We start from the raw sequence: 20679 nt of genomic DNA on the forward strand, positions 1-20679 counted from the left end.
TCACCTGCAGACCGGCCGCACCGAGCGGCGCTGCTATTTCCTCAGGCCGCACCAGCTTGTCGTAGTGGTGGGTACCGCGCGGCAGCCATCCCAAGACATATTCTGCCCCGATGATGGCAAGACCCAGCGCCTTCATCGTCCGGTTGATGGTGGCAATGAGCGCCACACCGCCAGGCTTCACCAGCCCGCCCACCGTGCCTAGGAACCCCGGCACATCGGCCACGTGCTCGACCACCTCCATGGCAAGCACAATGTCGAAGTGCTCGTCATCAGCCAGCAATGCCTCGGCACTAGTCGCCCGGTAATCAATTATAAGCCGGCTGTCCTCGGCGTGGAGGCGCGCAATCTCGACATTGCGCTCGGCCGGATCAATGCCAACCACCTCGGCGCCAAGCCGGCTCATCGGCTCGCACAGCAGGCCGCCACCGCAGCCAATATCAACAAGACGCAGGCCGGAAAGCGGCTGGGCTACAGCCGGATCAAGCGCAAAATGCCTGAGCGCCATCTCGCGGATATAGGCGAGCCGCACCGGATTGAATTTGTGCAGCGGCTTGAACTTGCCGTGCGGGTTCCACCATTCGCGGGCAAGCCTGGCGAAGCGCTCGACTTCCGCCGGATCAACGCTGGTCGTACTCTGCCGGTCGGCCTGACTCATATCGCTTATGCCCATTCGTCCTCGACCCCCCTCCTCGTCGGCGCCCCGGGTGCAATTGTCAAGATAACGGGATTGCGAATGCGCCCGCCAGCGGCTATCGAACCGGCGCACACCGTTTCAGGCCGGCAGGGTTCATGGCTAGATTGGTTCTTAAATTCGGCGGCACATCGGTTGCCACCATTGAACGTATCCGTAACGTCGCCCGCCATGTCGAGCGCGAGGTGAAAGCCGGACACCAGGTGGCGGTCGTCGTGTCAGCCATGTCCGGCACCACCAATCAGCTTGTCACCTGGGTCAAGGAAGCGAGTGAATTCTACGATCCGCGCGAATATGACGCAGTGGTCGCCTCCGGTGAACAAATCACCAGTGGGCTCCTGGCCATTGTGTTGCAGTCCATCGGCATCAAGGCACGCTCCTGGCAGGGCTGGCAGATCCCCCTCAACACCGATGACAGCCATGGCGCGGCGAGCATCCAGGATTTTACTGGCGACCGGCTGATCGCCGGCATGGATAGCGGCGAGGTGGCGGTGATTGCCGGCTTCCAGGGCGTCGCCTCAAACGAGCGCATCGCCACCCTCGGACGCGGCGGCTCGGACACCTCCGCAGTGGCCATTGCCGCTGCCGTCAAGGCCGATCGCTGCGATATCTACACCGACGTTGATGGCGTCTACACCACCGACCCGCGTGTGGTCGCCAAGGCGCAGCGCATCGAGCGTATCGCCTATGAGGAAATGCTGGAAATGGCTTCGCTCGGCGCCAAGGTCCTGCAGGTCCGCTCCGTCGAGATGGCGATGGTTCATCGCGTGCCGGTCTATGTGCGCTCATCTTTCGATGCGCCTGACGCCAGCAACTGGAATGGGACGCTTGTCTGCGACGAGGATGAAATCATGGAAAGTCAGGTTGTCACCGGTATCGCCTTTTCCAAGGACGAGGCCAAGATCACGCTCGTGCAGGTGGCCGACAAGCCAGGCGTCGCCGCCAAGGTCTTCGGTCCGCTCGCTGACGCCTCCATCAATGTCGACATGATCGTCCAGAACGTCTCGTCTGACGGCAAGACAACCGACATGACCTTTACCGTGCCGGCGGCTGAATTTGCCCGCGCCATGGATGTGCTGACCAAAGCCAAGAGCGAGATCGGCTACGGCGAATTGCGTGGCGACAAGGATGTGGTGAAGGTGTCGTGCATTGGTGTTGGCATGCGCACCCATGCGGGCGTTGCCGTCAAGATGTTCAAGGCGCTCGCCGAGCGCGGCATCAACATCCAGGCGATCACCACGTCGGAAATCAAGATTTCGATCCTGATTGAGGCTGCCTATACCGAGCTGGCGGTGCGCACCCTGCACACGCTCTATGATCTCGACAAGGTGTGATCGGCCGCAAGCGCGTCGGCTTCACCAAACATAACGCCACATGTGGTTAGCGAGCTTAGCGCTTCGTCAAGCGACGCCCACGCCTGAGCATCATGCGCCAGATGATGGGTGAGGAAGCCAACGGCCCGCCCGCCCTCCGCGCGCGCCAGGGCAAACGCTGACACCAGCTCCCGTTCGAGGCGCGCTGGCGACTTGCCGACACGTCCGCCGCGCCAGTCGATCAGGTCGACGTGGCAATTGAGTTCACCAAGGCCGGCGATGCCATCAAAGCGCGGCGGCCCAAACGTTGACAGCGTGGCAAAGCCCAGCGCCGGCAACCGGCCGGCAAGGTGTGCATCGATACGGTTCCATGGCGGCACAAGGATCCTCGACAGCCGATCACCAAACAGGGCGATGAGGCGTTGCTGCCCGGCTGCAAGGTCATGCGCGATCACCTCGAGGCCGCGCGCTCCTCCCAGCTCAACCGCGCGCTCGCCGGCACCCGCGTGGTTGCGATGCGCATAGCCGTGCTGGCACGGTGTGAAGAGCGCGACATCGGCAAGGCGCTCGGCAAGGGCTGGCTGCGCCGGCTGCGCGATGACGGCAAGGAGCACCGGCGCCTGACAATGAGCGCTGAGCATGATCAGCCGCTCAAGTGCTGGCGTGGGTGCGACGGCGTCATCATCACGCAGCCACAGCCGGGGCGACAGACCAGCATCGCGCCAGCGCGCGAGTTCATCGGCAAGTGCGATGAACGTCATGGCATAGTCCGCAGGCGCGAGCGCGATGCGGGTACAACAAGTCGTAACGCTGCCTCAAGCCGGTTGGCTGCAACGGCCAATGATCGCTCTCCCAGGACCATCCTGCGGGCCTCGGACCCGAGACGGCCTCTAAGCTCACTGTTTTGCAACAGACGGCGGATTGCGGTGGCAAAACCAGCGTCATCGCCTTCACTCACCAGAACGCCCGTTTTACCGCCCGTCACGCAGGCCGAAACCCCACCACTATCATAGGCAATCACTGGCAGACCGGCAGCCTGCGCTTCGAGATAAGCAAGCCCGTAAGCCTCACCAAGGCCCGGCCACACATAGAGATCAGCACGCGCAAGCGCGTCCGGCAGGTCTTGCGCCGCGATGCGCCCGGCAAAATGGATACGCCCTGCGGGAAGCATCGCGAATGCTGCTTCAACTGCCGCGCGCTGGGGCCCATCGCCAAAAAGCGTCAGCTGCCAGTCGATATCGCCAAGCCGGGTCAGGGCCTTTGCAAGATCATGGAAGCTCTGCAGCTTGCGCCCGCCCCGCATCATCGCCACGCACACCAGCTGCGCGCGTCGGTTATCAGGCCGTGGCCTCATCGGCGGCTCAAACAATGTGGTATCGATAAACGGCGGCAGATCGACCATCGCTGATTGCTCGACGCCGCCCGCCAGTAACCCTTCGCGGTCGCGCGCGGTGAAGGTGAAATGACACGCAGCCCTCGCCAGCGCCGGCAGGGATGCCTTGTGCCAGGCGGCCCACGGCCCAGCCGCCCGTTTGCCGGCAAAGGATGCTTCCGCTGTTACGTAGGGGATGGCGAGGGTCTGTGACAGCATCGGCCCGATGAGATCGGGCGCTTTGTAATAGGGGTGGTAGGTGAACCACAGATCGGGCGCCCGCTCGCCATCGTCAAACCGCCGGGTGAGGTGGTTGCGGTCGCGGCTGGCCTCTTCCTCAAGCCTCGCCAGACGAGACGCGTCGGGGTCCTTGCCATAGCTGCGCAATCTCGACGCGATCACCACCTCATGCCCGGCAAGCCGCAGCGCCGCCATCAGCAAATCGGCCATGCGGCGGTCGCCTGAGGGTGTATCGTCAGACAGATCAACCGTCGGACAATAGAAGGCAATGCGCATTGCGCTCCCGCCGGCCTTCAGTGATAGGGGTCGGCGGCGTCACGCATGCCATCGCCCATGAAGTTGAAGGCAAGGATGACGATGATCACCGGCACCACCGGCCACAGCAGCCAAGGGTAGAGAGCAACCACGTTGATGTTCTGTGCCTCGTTCAGCATGACGCCCCAGCTCGTGACCGGCGGCCGCAGTCCCAGACCAAGGAAGCTCAGCGCTGTCTCGCCCAGGATCATGCGCGGGATGGTGACGGTTGCTGACGCGATCAGATGCGAGATGAAGCCTGGAATCAGGTGAAGCGCAATGATGCGTGCCGGCCGCGCTCCCGCGAGCTGGGCGGCCAGCACATAATCTTCCTCCCTCAGCGACAGGAGTTTCGAGCGCACCGCCCGGGCAAGGCCCGTCCAGTCGAGCAGGCCGAGGATGATGGTGATCCCGAAATAGACGAGCAACGGGCTCCATGTCGCCGGCAGGATCGCCGAGAGCGCCAGCCAGAGCGGAATTTGCGGCAGGCTTTGGACAATCTCGATGGCACGCTGAACCAGCAGATCAAACGTGCCACCATAATAGCCGGCAAGTCCGCCGATGATAATGCCCAGAAGGAAGGAGATGCTGACGCCGATCAGGCCGATGGTGAGCGATACGCGCGCGCCATAGATCATCCGTGACAGGATATCGCGCCCGAGCCTGTCGGTGCCCGCAATATAAAGGCTGCCACCTTCGGCCGGGCACATGAGGTGCAGCGAGCCATCGAACAAGCCCCAGAAGCTGTAGCTGTCGCCATGGCAGAACCAGCGGATCGTCTGGATGCTGGATGTGTCGTTGGTGTATTCGCGGCGCAACGTGTCGATATTGAGCTTGAAACTCTCACCGTAAACGAACGGCGCCCTCAAACTCCCCTCATGGAAGATGTGGATCGCCTGTGGCGGCGAGCGGATGAAGGCGGTGTGGCGCGACTGGTAATTGTAAGGCGCGAAGAACTCGGCAAATGCGACAATGATGTAGAGAAGGATCAGCAAAACGGCTGAGATCACCGCCAGACGGTGGCGGCGGAACTTCCACCACATGAGCGTCCATTGCGAGGCGAGATAGGCGCGCTCCTGCGCCTCGCTCATTTTTTCGACCGAGTACGGATCAAATGGCTCGTCACGGAAGGTGTGGGGGAGCGGCGCTCCTGCCGCCGGCAGTGGCGCGTTCACTTCGTTTGCCCTCCCTGCAGCCGGATTCGCGGGTCAAGCAGCGACAAGGCAATGTCGGAGATGAGGACGCCGACCACCGTGAGAAAGGCGAGGAACATGAGAAACGATGAGGCAAGGAAGGTATCGCGCGATTGCAGCGCTCGCAGCAGCAACGGCCCCGTCGTTTGCAGCGACAGAACGATGGCCGTGATTTCCGCGCCAGACACGACATGAGGCAATACGTCACCGATGTCGGAAATGAAGAAATTGAGGGACAGGCGGAATGGATATTTCATCAAGGCACGCCCGGGTGGCAAACCCTTGGCGCGCGCCGTGGTGTAATACTGCTTCTGCAGCTCGTCGAGCAGATTGGCGCGCACCGCCCGGATCATCTTGCCCGTGCCGCCCGTGCCGATGACGATGACCGGTATCCACAGATGCTGCATGATCGACCAGAACTTAGACCAGCTCATCGGCTGATTGAGAAACCGGTCGTCCATCAGCCCGCCAATCGACACGCCAAACCACACATTGGCGAAATAGACGATCACAAGCGCCAGCAGGAAATGCGGGATCGCCAGCCCGAGCAGGCCGAGGAATGTCAGCCCGTAATCCCCCCAGCTATACTGATGGGTTGCGGAATAGATGCCGATTGGAAAAGCAATGATCCAGGTGAACAGAATGGTGAAGCCGGAAACGATGATGGTGAGCACCATGCGATCACCCACCAGATCGTTGACGGGCAGCTGATACTCGAAGGAGTAGCCCAGATCGCCACGCAGAAGATTGCTGACCCACAGGACGTAACGCTCAACCGGGGATTTGTCGAAGCCATATTCCTTGCGCAGAAATTCAATGCGCGTGAGATCGGCCTTTTCGCCCGATGCCAGGCTCTCGGACACGAGGGTGTCGAAATAATCGCCGGGCGGCAGCACCACAATGGAAAAGACCAGCACGCTGGTGACAAACAGCGTGGGGATCATGATGAGGATCCGTCGCAGGATGTATTTAAAAAGCATGTTACTGCCCCGCTGCGCTTTGATCGAACCAGTAACTGTCGGGCATCGTCAGGCCGAAATAACCGCCGGGCTCGTAAGCATAAAGCGCGGTTGCCGGCACGTTGCGCAAACGCTGCGACACCACGACCGGCTGCAATGTTCCGCTGATGATGCCGATGCTGTAGAGTTGTTCGGCATGGATCGACAGCATCTTTTTCCACACCACACGGCGCTCCTCGGTCGAACTTGACGCGAGCCATTGATTGCGCAGATGTACCAGCTCCTTGACGCCCTCCATATCGGGCTCCTGCCCCTCTTTGCCGTTGGTTTCGACCCATTGACCGAACATCGGCCAGTTGAACTGGTTCTGATTGGTGGGCGACAGGTCCTGGGGGTCCATGTCGGGCGAGGCGAGCCCGTTATCAATTCCCGGCCGCACTGACATAACGGTCGACCCTCCGCTGATGCGGCGGCGGAAAACATCGCGATGCGACGAGTGAACCAGAAGTCTGAGCCCAACCTTGCGTGCATCTTTCACCACGAGTTCGAGCGCGTCGGTCTCCTCCATGCTTTCGCCCGCTGATTCAACAATGATTTCCGCCCGTCGCCCATCGGGGAGAAAACGGATACCGTCGAAATCCCGTTTCTTGAGGCCCATCTCGTCCAGCAGGCGGTTAGCTGCCAGCGGATCAAACCGCGCATAGGACGAGGCGAAGACGTCATCGTAGAGAGGACTTTCCGGCATCACAGTCATGGCACTTTCGCGCGCCAGACCAAAGAAGATCACCTGATTGATATCACGGCGATCGACCGCCAGCGATAGGGCGCGGCGGAAGCGGACGTCGCGCACGATGGACCGCCACACCGGATCGCTGGCGTTGAGATTAGGCTGCAGCGCGATGTAGGAGCCTTCGGCACGCCGCCACAAATGGGTGAGAAACCCGTTGCGCTTTTCGGCCACCTTGAGAAAGGTGAAATTGTCGAAGCGCAGGTAGCGCGCCTGCAGGTCGGAATCACCTGCGCCTACCTTGGCGGGTATCAACTGGCTCGACACCACCGACAGCCGCAGATTGTCGATGTAGGGCAGCTGCCTGCCATTTTCATCGACGCGGTGATAATAGGGATTGCGCTCAAAGACAAAAACTTCCGACGGGAGCGGCGTTGTGTTTCGCCACGGGTCAAGTGACGGCAGCGCCGGATTCTCGGGGCGGAACTGGCGTGATTTGCGCTCGTGAAGCGCCCCCCAATCGCGCACTTTTTCTTTTTTGATCAATGCATCGAGCACACCTTTCTCGGCATAGCTCGTATGGAATTGACGCATATAATGCGCCGGCATGTAGATATAAACGGGTTGAGCCGCCGCCAGTGCCGGCAGAAATCCTGGATTGGGGACATCCCAGGTATAGCGAACCGTCAATGCATCAATGACCTCGAATTTCGGCTTGCGACCGAGGGGGCGCAACTGAAGGGGCGGCCCGCCAGGCGACAATCGCGGATTATTGGCGACATCTTCCCAGAAATAGCGGAAATCCTCGGAAGTAAACGGCTGACCGTCCGACCAGCGGTGACCGGGACGGATATGCAGTGTGAAGATACGCCCTTCAGCAATATCGACCTTGTCAAGAATGTCGGGTTCCAGCTGGAGCTTGGTATTGTAGGTGACAAGGCGGGCATAGCTATACATCACCGCCAGACGGATATCGCGCTGATCGGCAATCAGCATACGCAGCGTGCCACCATAACGGCCTGGCATCCGGCCGCTTTCACCCAGATTGATAACGCGCGGGCGCATTGGCAGCCGTTCGGCAACCGGCGGCATGTTTTGCGCGGTGACCTCGGCTTCAAACATCGGCGGTTCAATAAAGCTCTGCGCCCGCGACGCCGGCGCTGAAAGAGCGATCGCGACGCCCAGAAATCCGGTGCAAAAGCGCGCTGTCCTCATGCCACAAGATCCTTTGCATCGACATTGTCGCGCGCGAGCACGAAGTGCTTGTCGCCGACCTGAACCGGTTGCAGCGAACTGCCTCCGGGCGAGGGTGTGAATGCCGCCGGCCAGTGGTCGCTACCACCAGACGCTGCGAGCGCCGCCCGGTAATCCAGCGGCCGATCAAGATCGGCGTAAGGGACCGCCTTGAGCAACATCCGCGTATAGGGGTGGACGGGATTGGCGAAAAGCTGATGACGCGGCGCAATCTCGACAATGCGACCATGGGCCATGACGGCGATGCGCTCGGCCATATAGTTCACCACCGCCAGATTGTGCGAGATGAAAATGTAGGTCAGCCCCAGCTCTTTCTGCAAATCCTTCAGCAGATTGAGGATCTGGGCCTGTACCGACACGTCGAGGGCGGAGACGGGTTCATCGCAGATGATGATCTCGGGGCGCAGAGCCAGCGCCCGGGCAATACCGATACGCTGGCGCTGACCGCCTGAAAACGAGTGCGGGTAACGGTTGAGAAAACGCGGATCAAGCCCCACTGCCTTCATCAGCTCGGTGACGTCGCGATTTTGTTCGGCGACATCGCCGACGCCGTGAATTTGCAACGGCTCACGCAAGATATTGAGGACCGTCATGCGCGGCGACAGCGAACTGACCGGATCCTGGAAAATCATCTGCATCCGCGGACGAAAGCGGCGCAGCTCCTCGCCACGCAGGCCGAGAATATCGCGCCGGGTCACGCCATCATCGAACGTCACCGTGCCCTTGTCAGGCGTGACGGCGCGCATCAGCAGCTTGCTGACCGTGGTTTTGCCGCAGCCGCTTTCACCCACAAGCCCCAGACATTCGCCGCGCGCCACATCGAAGCTTACATCATCAACCGCAACAACCCCGTGCTGCGTGTTGGAAAACCAGCTTTCGCGCCGCGACTGATAGGTCTTGCGCAGATTGCGCACGCTCAGGATCGGCCCGCTCGCCGGAGCGGTGATGGCGGTCTTGGAAATCGCCAGTTTTTCACCAGGCGCGCGCACCACATCACGCAACGACACCAGCCGCTCGTTCTCGCCCATGTCGAAATGGGGCGAGGCCTTCAGAAGCCCTTTGAGATAAGGGTGCTGCGGGCGGCGGAAGATATCCTCGACCGGGCCGCTCTCCATGATCTCGCCATGGTAGATCACCGCCACTTCGTCGGCCATGTTGGCAACCACACCCAGATCATGAGTGATCAGCAGGATCGCCATATGCAGCTCCTGCTGCAAATCCTTCATCAGCCGCAGGATTTGCGCCTGGATGGTCACATCAAGCGCGGTCGTCGGTTCATCGGCAATGAGAAGCGCGGGCCGGCAGATGAGCGCCATCGCCAGCATCGCCCTTTGGCGCATGCCGCCCGACAATTCAAAGGGATACATGCCAAGCGTGCGCGCCGGGTCCTTGAAGCCCACCAGGCCAAGCATCTGCTCGGTCCGCTCCCGCGCCTGCGCCCCGGTCATTGTCGAATGAAGCCGCAACCCTTCCTCGACCTGATTGCCAACGGTGTGGACCGGCGACAACGAGGACATCGGCTCCTGGAAAATCATGCCGATCTGGCCGCCCCTGACCTGGCGATAGGCAAGGCCGTCGGGGGGCAGGGTGGCAAGATCGAGCATGCCGGACTGACTGTCGAAATGGATATGTCCGCCGGTCACTTTGCCCGCGCGTGGCAAAATGCCCATGATGGCTTGCGAAATAACCGATTTGCCGGAACCCGATTCGCCAACCAGCGCCACCGTCTTGCCTGCCGGAACACGCAGCGACACGCCGCGCACAACCTCATTTTGAAGGCCGTGCAAGGAGAAGGCTATTCTCAGCCCTTCGACCCGCAGAATGTCCATGGCGCTCCCTGTCCCTGCTGGCAAATCTAACCGTCGCCTTCCCAAGCGGCAACGTCTTTTTGCCGTTACGTCACTGCTGCGAGTTCGCCAAGCCCTCGGATCGGATAGGCCGAGATCGCGTTCTCGTGGCCAAGGACATAGATGTCCCGCAGACGCGATTGCATGATCGGCAATCCGGCGGCAAGCGCCGTTTCACGCGAGATAACAAGATCACTCATCATATCCTTTGACGCGGCTTCGAGTTTGCTGGCAACCGCCACCGTTTCCCCCAGAGCAAGCGTCACCGCCTGGGCCTGCATGGCGCCGACACGCGCGGTCAGAATACGCCCGGTATGTATACCAATTCCTATTCGCAACGGCAGCGACAACGCGCTCTGGAACTGGACATTCAGCGCCTCGATGGATTTGAACATGTCACGCGCTGCCTTCAGCGCATCCCGACTGCCCTTGTCCTTGTGCCCATCTTTTTTGAACACCGCTGTCAACCCGTCCACGACCACGATGTCGACATGCCCGTGATGGGCGCGAACCGACTGGATCATCTCCTCCTGGAAGCGGTTGAGAAGCACGACCAGCTCATAGGGAACCTGCGTGTTGACGAGGTTGGTAAAGGCGCGCAGGTCGACGACCAGGACGGTTGCCTGTTCCTCGAGTCCCCAGCCGGCATGCTCGCTCTGGGCGGCATGCGTATGCTCTCCCAGCACCGGCAGCAGGATTTGCGCCGACAAATCACGGAAGGGGTGTACCTGGCAGGCCAGACGCACGCCGGGCGGCGCGGCGATCTGTTCCAGAAGTGTGCGCTCGGCAACGCCAATCGGCGGCAGGTCCTGCAAGCCCTTGGTGACCAGAACGCGGCATGTGGCGCAGCGACCCCGCCCACCGCAGAGCGAGGGATGGGGGATGCGCTGGTCACGGCTGATCTCGAGGAGCGACTGCCCCGGCCTCACCATCACCTCGCCATGACCGACATAATTGACAGTGATGATGCGCCGCCGCCGCCGGCCAATCTCACGATAGCCAAGCACGCCGCCGACTGCGGCAAGAAGACCGAAGGCGCCGAGACGGCCGTAGAATTCCGTGCGGTTGACCAGGCTGATGACCGCCGGATCAATCGTCGGCTCGCCGTCATAGGGCTGCGCATCTCGCCCCGACACCAGAAAACCGGCCAGCGCCAGGGCCGGCACGAGGATAGCCACAGCCCACAGCAGATCATCCATGATCGTGCGTACCGACCGCTTGGCGGTGAAAATATAGTGAAAGCCGATAATGCCGTGGAACCATACCACCAGGACGGCCACCGTCTGAATCACGGCAGATTTCGGCCACAGGCGATGAAGGACGGCAACATAGCTCTCATCAAGCCCGTACATATCGCCAGCCAGACGCGTACCCGCAACATGGCCGATGATGAGGAAGGGGATGCTCAATCCCAGGATGAGCTGCAGCGCTTCCTTGAACGGCATGCGAAACGTGCCACGCCGCAATATGCGCGCCAGGGTGAAGGAGACATGGACGAAAAATGAGCCATAGAGCAGCCAGGTTCCGGGGCGGCTCTTCCAGATCACCCATCGCCATTCCTGCATTACCGACATTTGCGCAATGCCGATCAGACCGAGCGCATGGTTGACCAGATGCATGGTAACGAAGGCGAGCAGCACAAGACCCGACGTCAGCCTGAGTGTACGCTTCCAGTCATTGCGCAGTAAACGTGTTGTCAGCGCCTTGATGTTGAACGCGTTGTGACTTTCGACCGTTGACAGCATTTATCGTTCCGCAGCCTGGGCGCAGGCCAATTGTTGGAATTCATCGCAGATGCGGCTGTTGGCAGGCGCGCACGGTACCGTCTTGTTCTCAATGATGCGAGGCAACAGACACACGATCAATCAGGCGTTCGACGAGACCCGCCATAAAGGCGGTGATACTGGCCGCGCAGGCCGGGCAATCATGGATGAGATCGGTTAAAACTTCCGAAGGGATACGCAAAACATTTGTCCGTGTCCGGGCCCGGATGGAGACGCTTCGTGGATTGCCAGTAAACACTCCAACCTCCCCGACCACTTCCCCGGCACCGAACTGGCCAACCACTACATCTTCCTCTGGCCCCGGGATCGTCGCCTCGACATCACCATCGAAAATCGTATAGGCGGCGTCTGACGGGTCGCCATGGCGGAACAAATAATCTCCCGCCTCGTATGTCATCAATTCCCCCGCGTAGGCCAGGAGTTTGATCCTTCCAGCCGGAAGTTTCCTGAACAGCGGCGCCTTTTGCAGGACTTCGACTTCCCTTGTCAGCATCTGGCATCTCCTCAACGCGAAGTCTACGGAGTAAACGTCCAACCCGAAGGCAGGATGACAGAGAATGGTGTAAACGGAAACACCAATTGATATTGGCAATCTTCATTGCGGTTCGGTGCCTGCAACATGACGGGACGCGGATTCTTTCACCCTGAAGCCTGCTCGAGATCCATACCCTGCGCATTGCCGCCGGGCTGCGTCACCTGCTGCAGCCGCGCACCCTCAAAGCGCATGATCGTGCTGTAGGTCGCAGCGTCAGTACCTTCGTCAAGCGAGACAAAAATCGTGGTCGCCGGCAGGGCCCGGGCGAGGCCGGCCACTTTTTCGTGTGCATTGGGGGCGATGTAGCCTGCTTCATAGACCAGAATCTGCGGGCGCTTCACAAGCGAGCGCGCCAGATTGACCGCGTGCCGCAGAGTGGGTGTCAGCAAGCGGCCTGACTGCCCGCATGGCGTCGACAGGCCGATGCGCAGAATTTCGTCCTCGAGCCCCGTCTCGCGCAGCACATCCGACAGGAATGCCGCCACCCGGCGCTCGGCATTGGCAACGCTGCCGTTCACCCGGCCAAACAACAGATTGTCACGCAGCGGTGCGCCGCGAATGACCCGATCGGGGCGGTAGAATTCGATATAGCGCGCATAGTTTGCCGGCAGAAAATGTGAAAAACTCCGGCGTGCGCGCAAGATGCGCTCCACGAGCACGTCATCGACCAGGCCCAGGCGATGGCGGGCCTCGCAATATCCTAGCGCCAGAGCCACCAGTTTGAAGCGCCACACATATGTCAGATGGGAGCGCCCTTGCGGCGCCTGTGCGGTTTCAACCATCATCCGGAAATCCGGCATGTCGGCAGCCCGGATAAATGACATACGCTCGACGATCGCGCCGCCCGGCGGCAGGCTTGAAAACATGTCGATGGTGAATTCCGCCATCCTCAGGCCGATATTGATCAACGGGTCGACCAGGGCCTCGGCCTCGAGAATCGAGCGCACGTAGCGATCAGCACACAGGTCGTTATTGGCCAGCCTGTCGCCGATCGGCAGGCCAAAAAGCAGATTTTCGGCAATCGACGCATTGCGATTGAAGCCATCGGGATCAAAGAATGTGATGAGTTTGGAGAGGCCCGACGTTTCAAGTCGCGCTCTCGTGCTGGCACGTGCTGCAACGATGCGGGCTTCAAGCGCATGGTCGAGATCAATATCGAGCGGCCCCTCGAGGCCTAGGAAATAAACCTCATCCGCTCCCCCCGCCAGACGCAGCGCAGCAATGACGGCGCTATCGAGGTCAAGGACCTCCTCATCGCCCACAGATGTGTAATCAAGCCAGTCATTGTCCTTGCGCCAATAGGGCAACCCCGCGCGCTTTGCCTCGCGCGCATCGCGATCCTTCGGGTCGAACGCTTCCTGCCCGCCATGCCGTTGTAACGAAAAGAGGATATTTTGCCGGATGGTGGCGTTGATGAGATAGGGTTCGGGACCCACATAGCCAACAAGCCGCCCCAGGCTTTCACTTGACATTTGCGCAAAATCAGTCGCTCCGCAGGTGACTTTTCCGCGATATCCGCTGATCTGCTGACCAAGAATGCGTGCAAGCGAGTCGCGCCCCGACCCAGCCGCCCCCACCAGCGCCACCGTGCCCGGGCGCGCGATCCGCGCGTTCATGCTCTCAAGCATGACGGCGCCGCGGCCATCCGCGACCCTGACATCATCAAACTGGATGGGCTGGTTCACCGATGGCAGATCAACCGGCGCGCTATTGAGCGACGCCAGGCGGCGGGTTGGCGAGAATTGACTGACAATCTGCTCATATTTGATCGACATATCGGCTGCCTGCTGATCCCAGTCGATCAGTTCCTTGACCGGGGCTGGAAGCTCGCGATAAGCGGCAATCACCGCCACCAGCTGACCGATATCAAGACTGCCCTTCAGTGCCAGATAACCGCCGATCGAATAGAAGAAGAACGGCGTGATCTGCGACAGCAGCGCATTGAGAAATTTGACCGCGAATTTGCGATTGTAAAGGGCGACGCGAATATTGAAGAGAACGCTTAGGCGTTGCGAAATCTCGGCATGGGAATATTCACGCACCCCATGGCTCAGCACTGCCGGCGCCGCATCGACAATCTCGCCGATACGCCCGGCCAGTTCACGCGAGGCCAGCTGCCGTTCGCGTCCCAGGCGTAGCTGCTCTTTGCGCAGATAGGGTATGATCACAGCCTGCACGGCAACAATGCCACCGGCCATCAGACCAAGCCACAAGCTCTGGATCATGATGAAGGCAAGCGCCGTCAGGGCTTGTGTTCCCAGCATCGCCGGCTGCACAAACGCATCACCGATAAAGCCGCCGATCGGCTCGACCTCATCCTTGATCATGCTGGCGACTTCAGCCGGCTTGACGGTCCGGATATCTTCGGGACGAAAACACAGAAGCGTCGCAAACAGATCAAAGCGCAGACGGCGCATCATGCGCTCGCCCAGCACGCCCTTGCGCAGATTGATCTCATAGCGAAACCAGCCATTGATAAGCGTCAGCAGGAGAAAGATGCCGCTGAGGACGAGCAGATAATGAAGCTGATTGAAGAGGAAGCCGGAGAAAACCGGAACCGACCAGCCTCCGAGAAAATCAGGCAGATCGATTGAAAAGCTGAGCAGATTTGCCGTCAGCTGGCCATCGCGGAACGCTCCGCCCTGGATACCCTCGTTGACGATGCGTTTGGGCAGTTCGAGGGTGGCGAAGAAGAAGGGCAGTTGCAGCAGGATCAGCACCAGAATGACGAGCTGGTCGCGCCGGCTGTACCGCCAAATATAGCGGAAAAGACGCGGATCGATCTCGTTCATCAACGCTCCCGGCTGGCGGTTTGGCAAAAGGAAAACATAAGGTGCACGGCACAATGCGGATCGTGCACGCCTGAGGACACTGACGCGCCGAGCCCAATCGGTTTGGACCCTAATCGGTCAAATCATTCTGTCAACGCGGACGGGCTCGCTGCGCAACCAGCGCCTCAAGCAGAATCTCGGCCGTCCGCGCCGCCCCGTTCAAAACGATGCGCTGCGCGCCATGCGGCTGGCGCATCGTCTTGTCGATCACATCAGCAAGCGCTGCACTGGTCAGTTTCTCTGGATCCAGCAGGTTTGCAAGGCCTCGCCTCGCGAGAGATTGCGCGCGCTCGTTCTGTTCGCTCTCCCCTGCCGCGGTGAACGGCACAAGCACGCTCCGGCAGCCAGCGGTGAGCACATCGGCAACCGTGTTGTATCCAGCCTGCGAAATGGCGAGCTGCGCCCTGGCATAGCGTTGCGGAAGATCACCCACAAAGCGCACCAGATCGATGTTCTGTGTCCGGCACGATGCGTCAAGGCGGGCGAAGACATCGCCCGGCAGATAGGGACCCGCCACCACCAGCCATCGCGCATCTTTCATGCATGACATGGCCCGCGCCGCAATCGCGGTCTCAAGCAGTGCCCCGCCGACACTGCCGCCGCCAGCTGCCACGATCACATCATGGCTCGGAATATCCTCAAGCGGCACCGCTTCCGGCCCGACCAGCCCGGTATAGGCAAGCTTGTCGCGAATGTCGTCTGCCTCGGGAAAACTCTGGTCGAAGGGCGTTACCGCGCCGTCGCCATGGATGAGGACGAGGTCAAAGGACGAGTGGACGAGATCGAGCATCTCCTGCCGGCGTGCGGGTGATCGACCACCCTGCAGAATATCGCGGACAGACGAGACGATCAGAACATTGTTCTGCCTCTGGCGCGCTGCGGCAAGGAGCGGCAGCAATTCGAAACGCTGCCCGCGCCGCCCGAAAGGAAAGGCCTCGATCAGCAGGATATCGGCATTGCTGCTGGCAAAGGCCGCAAGGAGCGCATCCCGGCGCAGATCGCGGTGATGATCATCAAGGGGCGCCCCGTCAGCCAGACGCAGATCGCTAAATCCCCCGGGCCCGGCTTTCAGTGGCGGCAACTGCACAACATGAGCGGGAGAAAAATCAAGCCCCTCGACGGGTACGCCGCCGCTGGCAACCGTCACCTCGATGCCTTTGTCGCACATGGCGCGTGCCAGACGGGCAGCGCGCACCACATGGCCAATGCCCAGCAGGTTTTGCACGAAGAAGAAAACCCGCACCGTCATCACTGATCAATCGCAGCAAGCGGCACGCCGCAGTCGCGAAACAGACCAAGCAGGGTCATGAGCCCGCGACGATGATCAAAGACATGTCGGACACGCTTCTCGCCAGCCGCGCCCAATGCCGCGCGTCGCGCCGGTGTCGCAATCAGCATCTGCAGGGCCGCCGTCAATGCCGGCGCATCGCCTGGCGCCACCAGCACACCGGTTTCGCCATCGAGAATGAGTTCAGGTATGCCCGAGACGGCTGTCGACAGGCACGCCACCCCCTGGCTTTGCGCTTCCATCAGAACGTTTGGCAGGCCATCACGATCGCCATCCTCGGCGATCCGGGATGGCAGGATAAACAGATCGGCGCGGCGATAGGCGGCAAGCACCTCGATCTGGTCGCGGGCGCCATGCCAGATGATGCGATCCTGCAGGCCCAGCGCCGCAGCCTGCCCCTTCAGCCGCGAAAGCCCCTCGCCTCCGCCGATGTGCTCGAACCGCCAGTTCACGGAGGCTGGCAGGCCGGCCAGCGCCTTGAGAAGGAGGTCATAGCCTTTTTTGTCAACCGCCCTGCCAACCGACAGCAGTTGCACCGGGCGCGCCGGATCGCTGCCGTCAGGCGCCTGAGGAGCGGCACGACCTGCTGCAAAACGCTCGAGATCAAGGCCGTGATAGACGAGATGAACCGCATCCGCTCGTGACGACAGGGCGCAGAGCGTCTCGTACCCGACCTTCGTGCAGGTAACGCTGAAGCGGGCGCTGTCCAGCTTCTGTCGCAGCTCCCAGGGTTGCGACGTCCAGATATCTTTCGCATGAGCCGAAGCGCTCCACGCAAGCCCGCTCATCAGCGAGGCGTAGCGCCCGACCGACGCTGGTGTGTGGATGAAATGCGCATGGAGATGCACGACATCCGCACCAAGCTCGTCGACCAGAACGGCTGCCTGACCGAAACGACGAAAACGGTTGGGCGAGGGATCGCGCGGCAGGTCGGCAAGGATGGCACGAAGGGCGGCGCTGAAGCCGGCGCGCCGGCTGACGCGCCACAGCGCCCGCACCACGCGCCAGGGCTCCTGATAAAGATATTCCGGCAGATAAACGACCGGCGCCATGATGGCGCGATGGATCGGATGGATGCGGCTGTCGGTTGGCCGGCGCATCGAAAAAATGCGGATGGCCATGCCGGCCCGTTCCAGGCCGAAAATCTCCTGAGCGATGAAGCTTTCGGAAAGGCGCGGATAGCCTTTGAGGATGAAGGCGACGGAAATGGTCAATCGTCGTCCCGGCGTTGCTTCAACGAGGCCACGGCTTGCTGGCTTCTGTCGGAAAAATAACTGGCAATCCGGTCGCAGATGCGCTCAAGGCCGTCCATATCAACCGCCTTGAGTGCCTCGGAGGGACGTGGGCGCGTTGGCAGCTCATGAAGTGCTGCGGCAAGGAGGCCCGGATCATTCGCCGCGTCAGGATGCAGGACAGCACCAAGTCCAAGCGCGTTGGCACGTGTGGCACGGATCAGCTGTTCCTCGCGCGGCGCGACGCGCGGCACGAAGAGCGCCCTCTGGTCAAGCGACAGGATTTCACAAAACGTATTGTAACCCGCCATGCTGACAACACCGCTCGCAGCGCGCATGAGCGATAGCAGATGCGCCTCGAAATCAATCACGCGCGCATGGGGATTATGGCCGGCTTTTTGCGAAATATCCTTGCGCTCGTCGGTCGCCATGAAGGGGCCGAGGACAAGAACCAGCGGATGGGTCAATGTGGAATCGTGTTCGTAGGCGGCAAGCGCCTGCGCCATCAGTTGAGAACCATCACCACCCCCGCCCGCAGTGACGACCAGCATGTTATCCGGCCAGGCGATATCCGGCGCCGTGTCACGCACTTCCCGGCGCAAAAATCCGGTGAAAAGGCGACGGCTCCGCAACGCTGCTGAAGCGGGAAGATCGGTGAACGGATCCCAGAAATCCTCCGGCCCATACACCCAGATGTCATCATAATGGCGATCAATCTTGGTCAGCAGATCATTGCGCGCCCATTCCCGTTCGAGAAGACGGGGTGAATCCATCACATCACGCAGGCCCAGAACCTTCAGACAACCACGGCTGCCGAGAAGGGCGAGCGTCTCCTCGACTTCGCCGCGAAGTCCCATCGGCTCCTTGTCGACGATGAAGATGTCGGGATCAAACGACATCGCGGTGTGCAGAATGATGGAGCGCCTGAGCGCCAGCGTCTGCGTGAGGTCGATATGGCGATCAAGCGATGTGTATTCGCCATTATAGTTTTTGATGACGCTGGGAATTTTAACGAAATCCACTCGCGCCCTGAACTCGAAGGAGCTGGCGATGGGCGAGCCGGAAATGATGAGGACGCTGAGACCTTTGAATGAATCGACCAGCGCATGGGCAATCGCCTGGCAGCGGCGCAGATGACCCAACCCGAACGTGTCATGACTATAAATGAGAATACGCGCATGATCGAGCCGACGTGCCCGCTCCGGAGTGATGACGGGCTCGTTACCCGGACCACCCGCAGGATCGCCGTCCGCACTCGCATGTGAGGTTGCGCTTTCGGCGGTCGGTGGTGGACGGGTGAGCATAACCAATCCGTCCTGGTCTCAGCGGTCTATCGGCAGCCGACACAGCCCGCCGCTGGTGACCATCGCCGGATGTTGATCCCGTTGCCGGACTGTCATGCAATTGCCCCAACGTGCCTGTCGCCTCACGCACACGATCACAGCACGCAGCCATCAACCCGTCGCCGAGTCAAGCTTTGGGCGCCGACGATGGCCTGCATCGGGAATGCTACGACCCCGGCGGGGAGCGCCGCAGCTCGTCCATAGAGATAAGATAAGTATTTGTTCTTGAAAGAAATAAAATAGCGCACTAACCGGCTGACCCGCTGTAGATCGCGGCCAGCCGGGTTCTCAATTCACCTTTCAGCACCTTGCCCATGGCGTTGCGCGGCAATTCGTCGACAAACTCGATATGCTTGGGAAGCTTGTATTTGGCCAGTGTCTTGCCGAGCACCTGGATGATGGTATCCGCGCTGATCGTGGCGCCTGGCTTGCGTACGCAGACCGCCGTCACCCCCTCGCCAAAATCAGGGTGGGGAATACCGATGACCGCGCTTTCGAGAATGCCTTCAAGGCCGTCGATCTCGCTTTCGATCTCCTTGGGATAAACATTATAGCCCCCCGAGATCACCAGATCCTTCGCCCGCCCGACGATGTGGATATAGCCGCGAGCATCAATCTTGCCGACGTCTCCGGTAATGAAAAAACCATCATCACGGAACTCGGCCTTGGTCTTCTCCGGCATCCGCCAGTAACCGGAAAAGACGTTGGGGCCTCTCACTTCAAGGACGCCTACCTCGCCTTGGCCAAGAACGGTGGCGCTCTTGTCATCGGCAACCCGCACGTCGATATCAGTGAGCGGAAACCCGACCGTTCCGGCGATACGATCCCCGACATAGGGATTTGAGGTGATCATACCGGTTTCGGTCATGCCGTAGCGCTCGAGAATGGCGTGACCGGTACGCTGGCGCCACGCATCGTGCGTTTCGGCCAGAAGCGGGGCTGAACCCGATACAAAGAGCCGCATATGACGGGTCGCTTCAGGCGTCAGGCCAGCATGCTGCAACAGACGCACATAGAAGGTCGGCACACCCATCATCACATTGGCTTTCGCCAGCAGTGCCATCACCTCGTCACCGTCAAAGCGCGGCAGGAACAGCATGGACGCGCCCGACATCAGCACGCAGTTGATGGCAACGAAAAGCCCGTGAGTATGAAAGATGGGCAGAGCGTGCAGCAGCACGTCGTCCGCCGTGAAACGCCATGTCTCGACCAGTGTGAGCGCATTGGACGACAGGTTGCGGTGCGTCAGCATTGCACCCTTTGAGCGCCCCGTCGTTCCGGATGTGTAGAGAATGGCCGCAAGATCATCGGGCTCACGGACGACATCGTCAAATGCGCTGCCAGCACCCGCCGCTTTGTCGATCAGCGTACCCTTGCCATCGCCACCCAGCGTCTCGCAGACAAGAACCTTGTGTCGCGCGCCAAGTGCCGCCACCTCGGCGTGGATCTGCGGGCGACAGACAATGACCGCAGGCTCGGCATCACCGACGAAATAATCAAGCTCGGCCAGCGTATAAGCCGTATTGAGCGGCAGAAACGCTGCGCCAGCCCTCAGACAGGCAACATACAGGAATACCGCTTCCGGCGACTTGTCGATCTGGACCGCCACCCGATCGCCGGGCTTCACGCCCAGAGTGACCAGAGTGTTGGCGAGGCGGCCGCTTTCAGCCAGCAGGTCGCGATAGGTGTACACCTTGCCGCTTGCCAGCGTCATGAAAGCCCGGTCGTGCGAGGGCATACGGTCACGAATGAGCGAAAAGAGATTATCCATTTTTC

The 20679-nt window shown here is 60.6% G+C and carries 15 protein-coding genes; 1 reads left to right on the plus strand and 14 read right to left on the minus strand.

Features of this window, described 5'->3' with window-relative positions:
- Positions 1-655: bifunctional 2-polyprenyl-6-hydroxyphenol methylase/3-demethylubiquinol 3-O-methyltransferase UbiG (ubiG, locus tag ACINK1_RS01635; RefSeq protein WP_395759947.1), on the minus strand; the 655-nt coding region annotated here is incomplete at its 3' end.
- A gap of 134 nt (positions 656-789) precedes the next feature.
- Between ubiG and ACINK1_RS01640 the strand changes: the two genes are divergently transcribed.
- Complete coding sequence (locus ACINK1_RS01640) at positions 790-2025, plus strand: aspartate kinase (protein WP_395759948.1); 1236 nt, start codon at positions 790-792, stop codon at positions 2023-2025.
- On the opposite strand, the gene ACINK1_RS01645 is transcribed toward ACINK1_RS01640, so the two are convergent.
- The 13 genes from ACINK1_RS01645 to ACINK1_RS01705 all read right to left on the minus strand — a co-directional run bounded on the left by ACINK1_RS01645 (position 2004) and on the right by ACINK1_RS01705 (position 20674).
- The gene (locus ACINK1_RS01645; protein WP_395759949.1) at positions 2004-2765 is read right to left on the minus strand and encodes a polysaccharide deacetylase family protein; all 762 of its coding nucleotides are present in this window, start codon (positions 2763-2765) and stop codon (positions 2004-2006) included. The genes ACINK1_RS01640 and ACINK1_RS01645 overlap by 22 nt on opposite strands.
- Positions 2762-3892, minus strand: a complete 1131-nt coding sequence (locus ACINK1_RS01650; RefSeq protein WP_395759950.1) for a glycosyltransferase family 4 protein — start codon at positions 3890-3892, stop codon at positions 2762-2764. The genes ACINK1_RS01645 and ACINK1_RS01650 overlap by 4 nt, the downstream gene beginning before the upstream one ends.
- A gap of 17 nt (positions 3893-3909) precedes the next feature.
- Entirely contained in the window at positions 3910-5085 is a 1176-nt protein-coding gene (locus ACINK1_RS01655; RefSeq protein WP_376800431.1) for an ABC transporter permease, read from the minus strand.
- Positions 5082-6083 (minus strand): ABC transporter permease, encoded by a 1002-nt coding sequence (locus ACINK1_RS01660; protein WP_376800432.1) that lies wholly within the window; start codon positions 6081-6083, stop codon positions 5082-5084. The genes ACINK1_RS01655 and ACINK1_RS01660 overlap by 4 nt, the downstream gene beginning before the upstream one ends.
- 1 nt (position 6084) lies before the next feature.
- Positions 6085-8004 (minus strand): ABC transporter substrate-binding protein, encoded by a 1920-nt coding sequence (locus ACINK1_RS01665; RefSeq protein WP_395759951.1) that lies wholly within the window; start codon positions 8002-8004, stop codon positions 6085-6087.
- A complete protein-coding gene (locus ACINK1_RS01670) occupies positions 8001-9872 on the minus strand; it encodes an ABC transporter ATP-binding protein (protein ID WP_395759952.1) in 1872 nt (623 codons plus the stop codon). Before ACINK1_RS01670 ends, ACINK1_RS01665 begins: the two co-directional genes overlap by 4 nt.
- 65 nt (positions 9873-9937) lie before the next feature.
- The gene (locus ACINK1_RS01675) at positions 9938-11635 is read right to left on the minus strand and encodes an adenylate/guanylate cyclase domain-containing protein (RefSeq protein WP_395759953.1); all 1698 of its coding nucleotides are present in this window, start codon (positions 11633-11635) and stop codon (positions 9938-9940) included.
- 88 nt (positions 11636-11723) lie between these two features.
- Positions 11724-12167, minus strand: coding sequence for a Crp/Fnr family transcriptional regulator (locus ACINK1_RS01680; protein ID WP_376801803.1), 444 nt, complete (start codon positions 12165-12167; stop codon positions 11724-11726).
- Between the two features lie 146 nt (positions 12168-12313).
- The gene (locus ACINK1_RS01685) at positions 12314-15001 is read right to left on the minus strand and encodes an ABC transporter transmembrane domain-containing protein (RefSeq protein WP_395759954.1); all 2688 of its coding nucleotides are present in this window, start codon (positions 14999-15001) and stop codon (positions 12314-12316) included.
- Positions 15002-15131: 130 nt separating this feature from the next.
- Positions 15132-16289, minus strand: a complete 1158-nt coding sequence (locus tag ACINK1_RS01690; protein ID WP_376801801.1) for a glycosyltransferase family protein — start codon at positions 16287-16289, stop codon at positions 15132-15134.
- Positions 16289-17542, minus strand: a complete 1254-nt coding sequence (locus tag ACINK1_RS01695) for a glycosyltransferase (protein ID WP_395759955.1) — start codon at positions 17540-17542, stop codon at positions 16289-16291. The genes ACINK1_RS01690 and ACINK1_RS01695 overlap by 1 nt, the downstream gene beginning before the upstream one ends.
- Positions 17539-18864 (minus strand): glycosyltransferase family protein, encoded by a 1326-nt coding sequence (locus ACINK1_RS01700; RefSeq protein WP_395759956.1) that lies wholly within the window; start codon positions 18862-18864, stop codon positions 17539-17541. Before ACINK1_RS01700 ends, ACINK1_RS01695 begins: the two co-directional genes overlap by 4 nt.
- 286 nt (positions 18865-19150) lie before the next feature.
- Positions 19151-20674, minus strand: coding sequence for a malonyl-CoA synthase (locus ACINK1_RS01705; RefSeq protein ID WP_376801798.1), 1524 nt, complete (start codon positions 20672-20674; stop codon positions 19151-19153).
- Between the last annotated feature and the right edge of the window lie 5 nt (positions 20675-20679).

This window comes from Raskinella chloraquaticus (SeqCode) (assembly GCF_021731865.1).
Lineage (GTDB): Bacteria > Pseudomonadota > Alphaproteobacteria > Rhizobiales > UBA4765 > Raskinella > Raskinella chloraquaticus.

Bases quoted from the DNA above. Each gene is read 5' to 3' on its own strand.
- ACINK1_RS01650 (WP_395759950.1), bottom strand. From the start codon at position 3,892: ATGCGCATTGCCTTCTATTGTCCGACGGTTGATCTGTCTGACGATACA.
- ACINK1_RS01670 (WP_395759952.1), bottom strand. From the start codon at position 9,872: ATGGACATTCTGCGGGTCGAAGGGCTGAGAATAGCCTTCTCCTTGCAC.
- ACINK1_RS01675 (WP_395759953.1), bottom strand. From the start codon at position 11,635: ATGCTGTCAACGGTCGAAAGTCACAACGCGTTCAACATCAAGGCGCTG.
- ACINK1_RS01705 (WP_376801798.1), bottom strand. From the start codon at position 20,674: ATGGATAATCTCTTTTCGCTCATTCGTGACCGTATGCCCTCGCACGAC.
- ACINK1_RS01685 (WP_395759954.1), bottom strand. From the start codon at position 15,001: ATGAACGAGATCGATCCGCGTCTTTTCCGCTATATTTGGCGGTACAGC.
- ACINK1_RS01690 (WP_376801801.1), bottom strand. From the start codon at position 16,289: ATGACGGTGCGGGTTTTCTTCTTCGTGCAAAACCTGCTGGGCATTGGC.
- ACINK1_RS01700 (WP_395759956.1), bottom strand. From the start codon at position 18,864: ATGCTCACCCGTCCACCACCGACCGCCGAAAGCGCAACCTCACATGCG.
- ACINK1_RS01640 (WP_395759948.1), top strand. From the start codon at position 790: ATGGCTAGATTGGTTCTTAAATTCGGCGGCACATCGGTTGCCACCATT.
- ACINK1_RS01665 (WP_395759951.1), bottom strand. From the start codon at position 8,004: ATGAGGACAGCGCGCTTTTGCACCGGATTTCTGGGCGTCGCGATCGCT.
- ACINK1_RS01680 (WP_376801803.1), bottom strand. From the start codon at position 12,167: ATGCTGACAAGGGAAGTCGAAGTCCTGCAAAAGGCGCCGCTGTTCAGG.
- ACINK1_RS01645 (WP_395759949.1), bottom strand. From the start codon at position 2,765: ATGACGTTCATCGCACTTGCCGATGAACTCGCGCGCTGGCGCGATGCT.
- ACINK1_RS01660 (WP_376800432.1), bottom strand. From the start codon at position 6,083: ATGCTTTTTAAATACATCCTGCGACGGATCCTCATCATGATCCCCACG.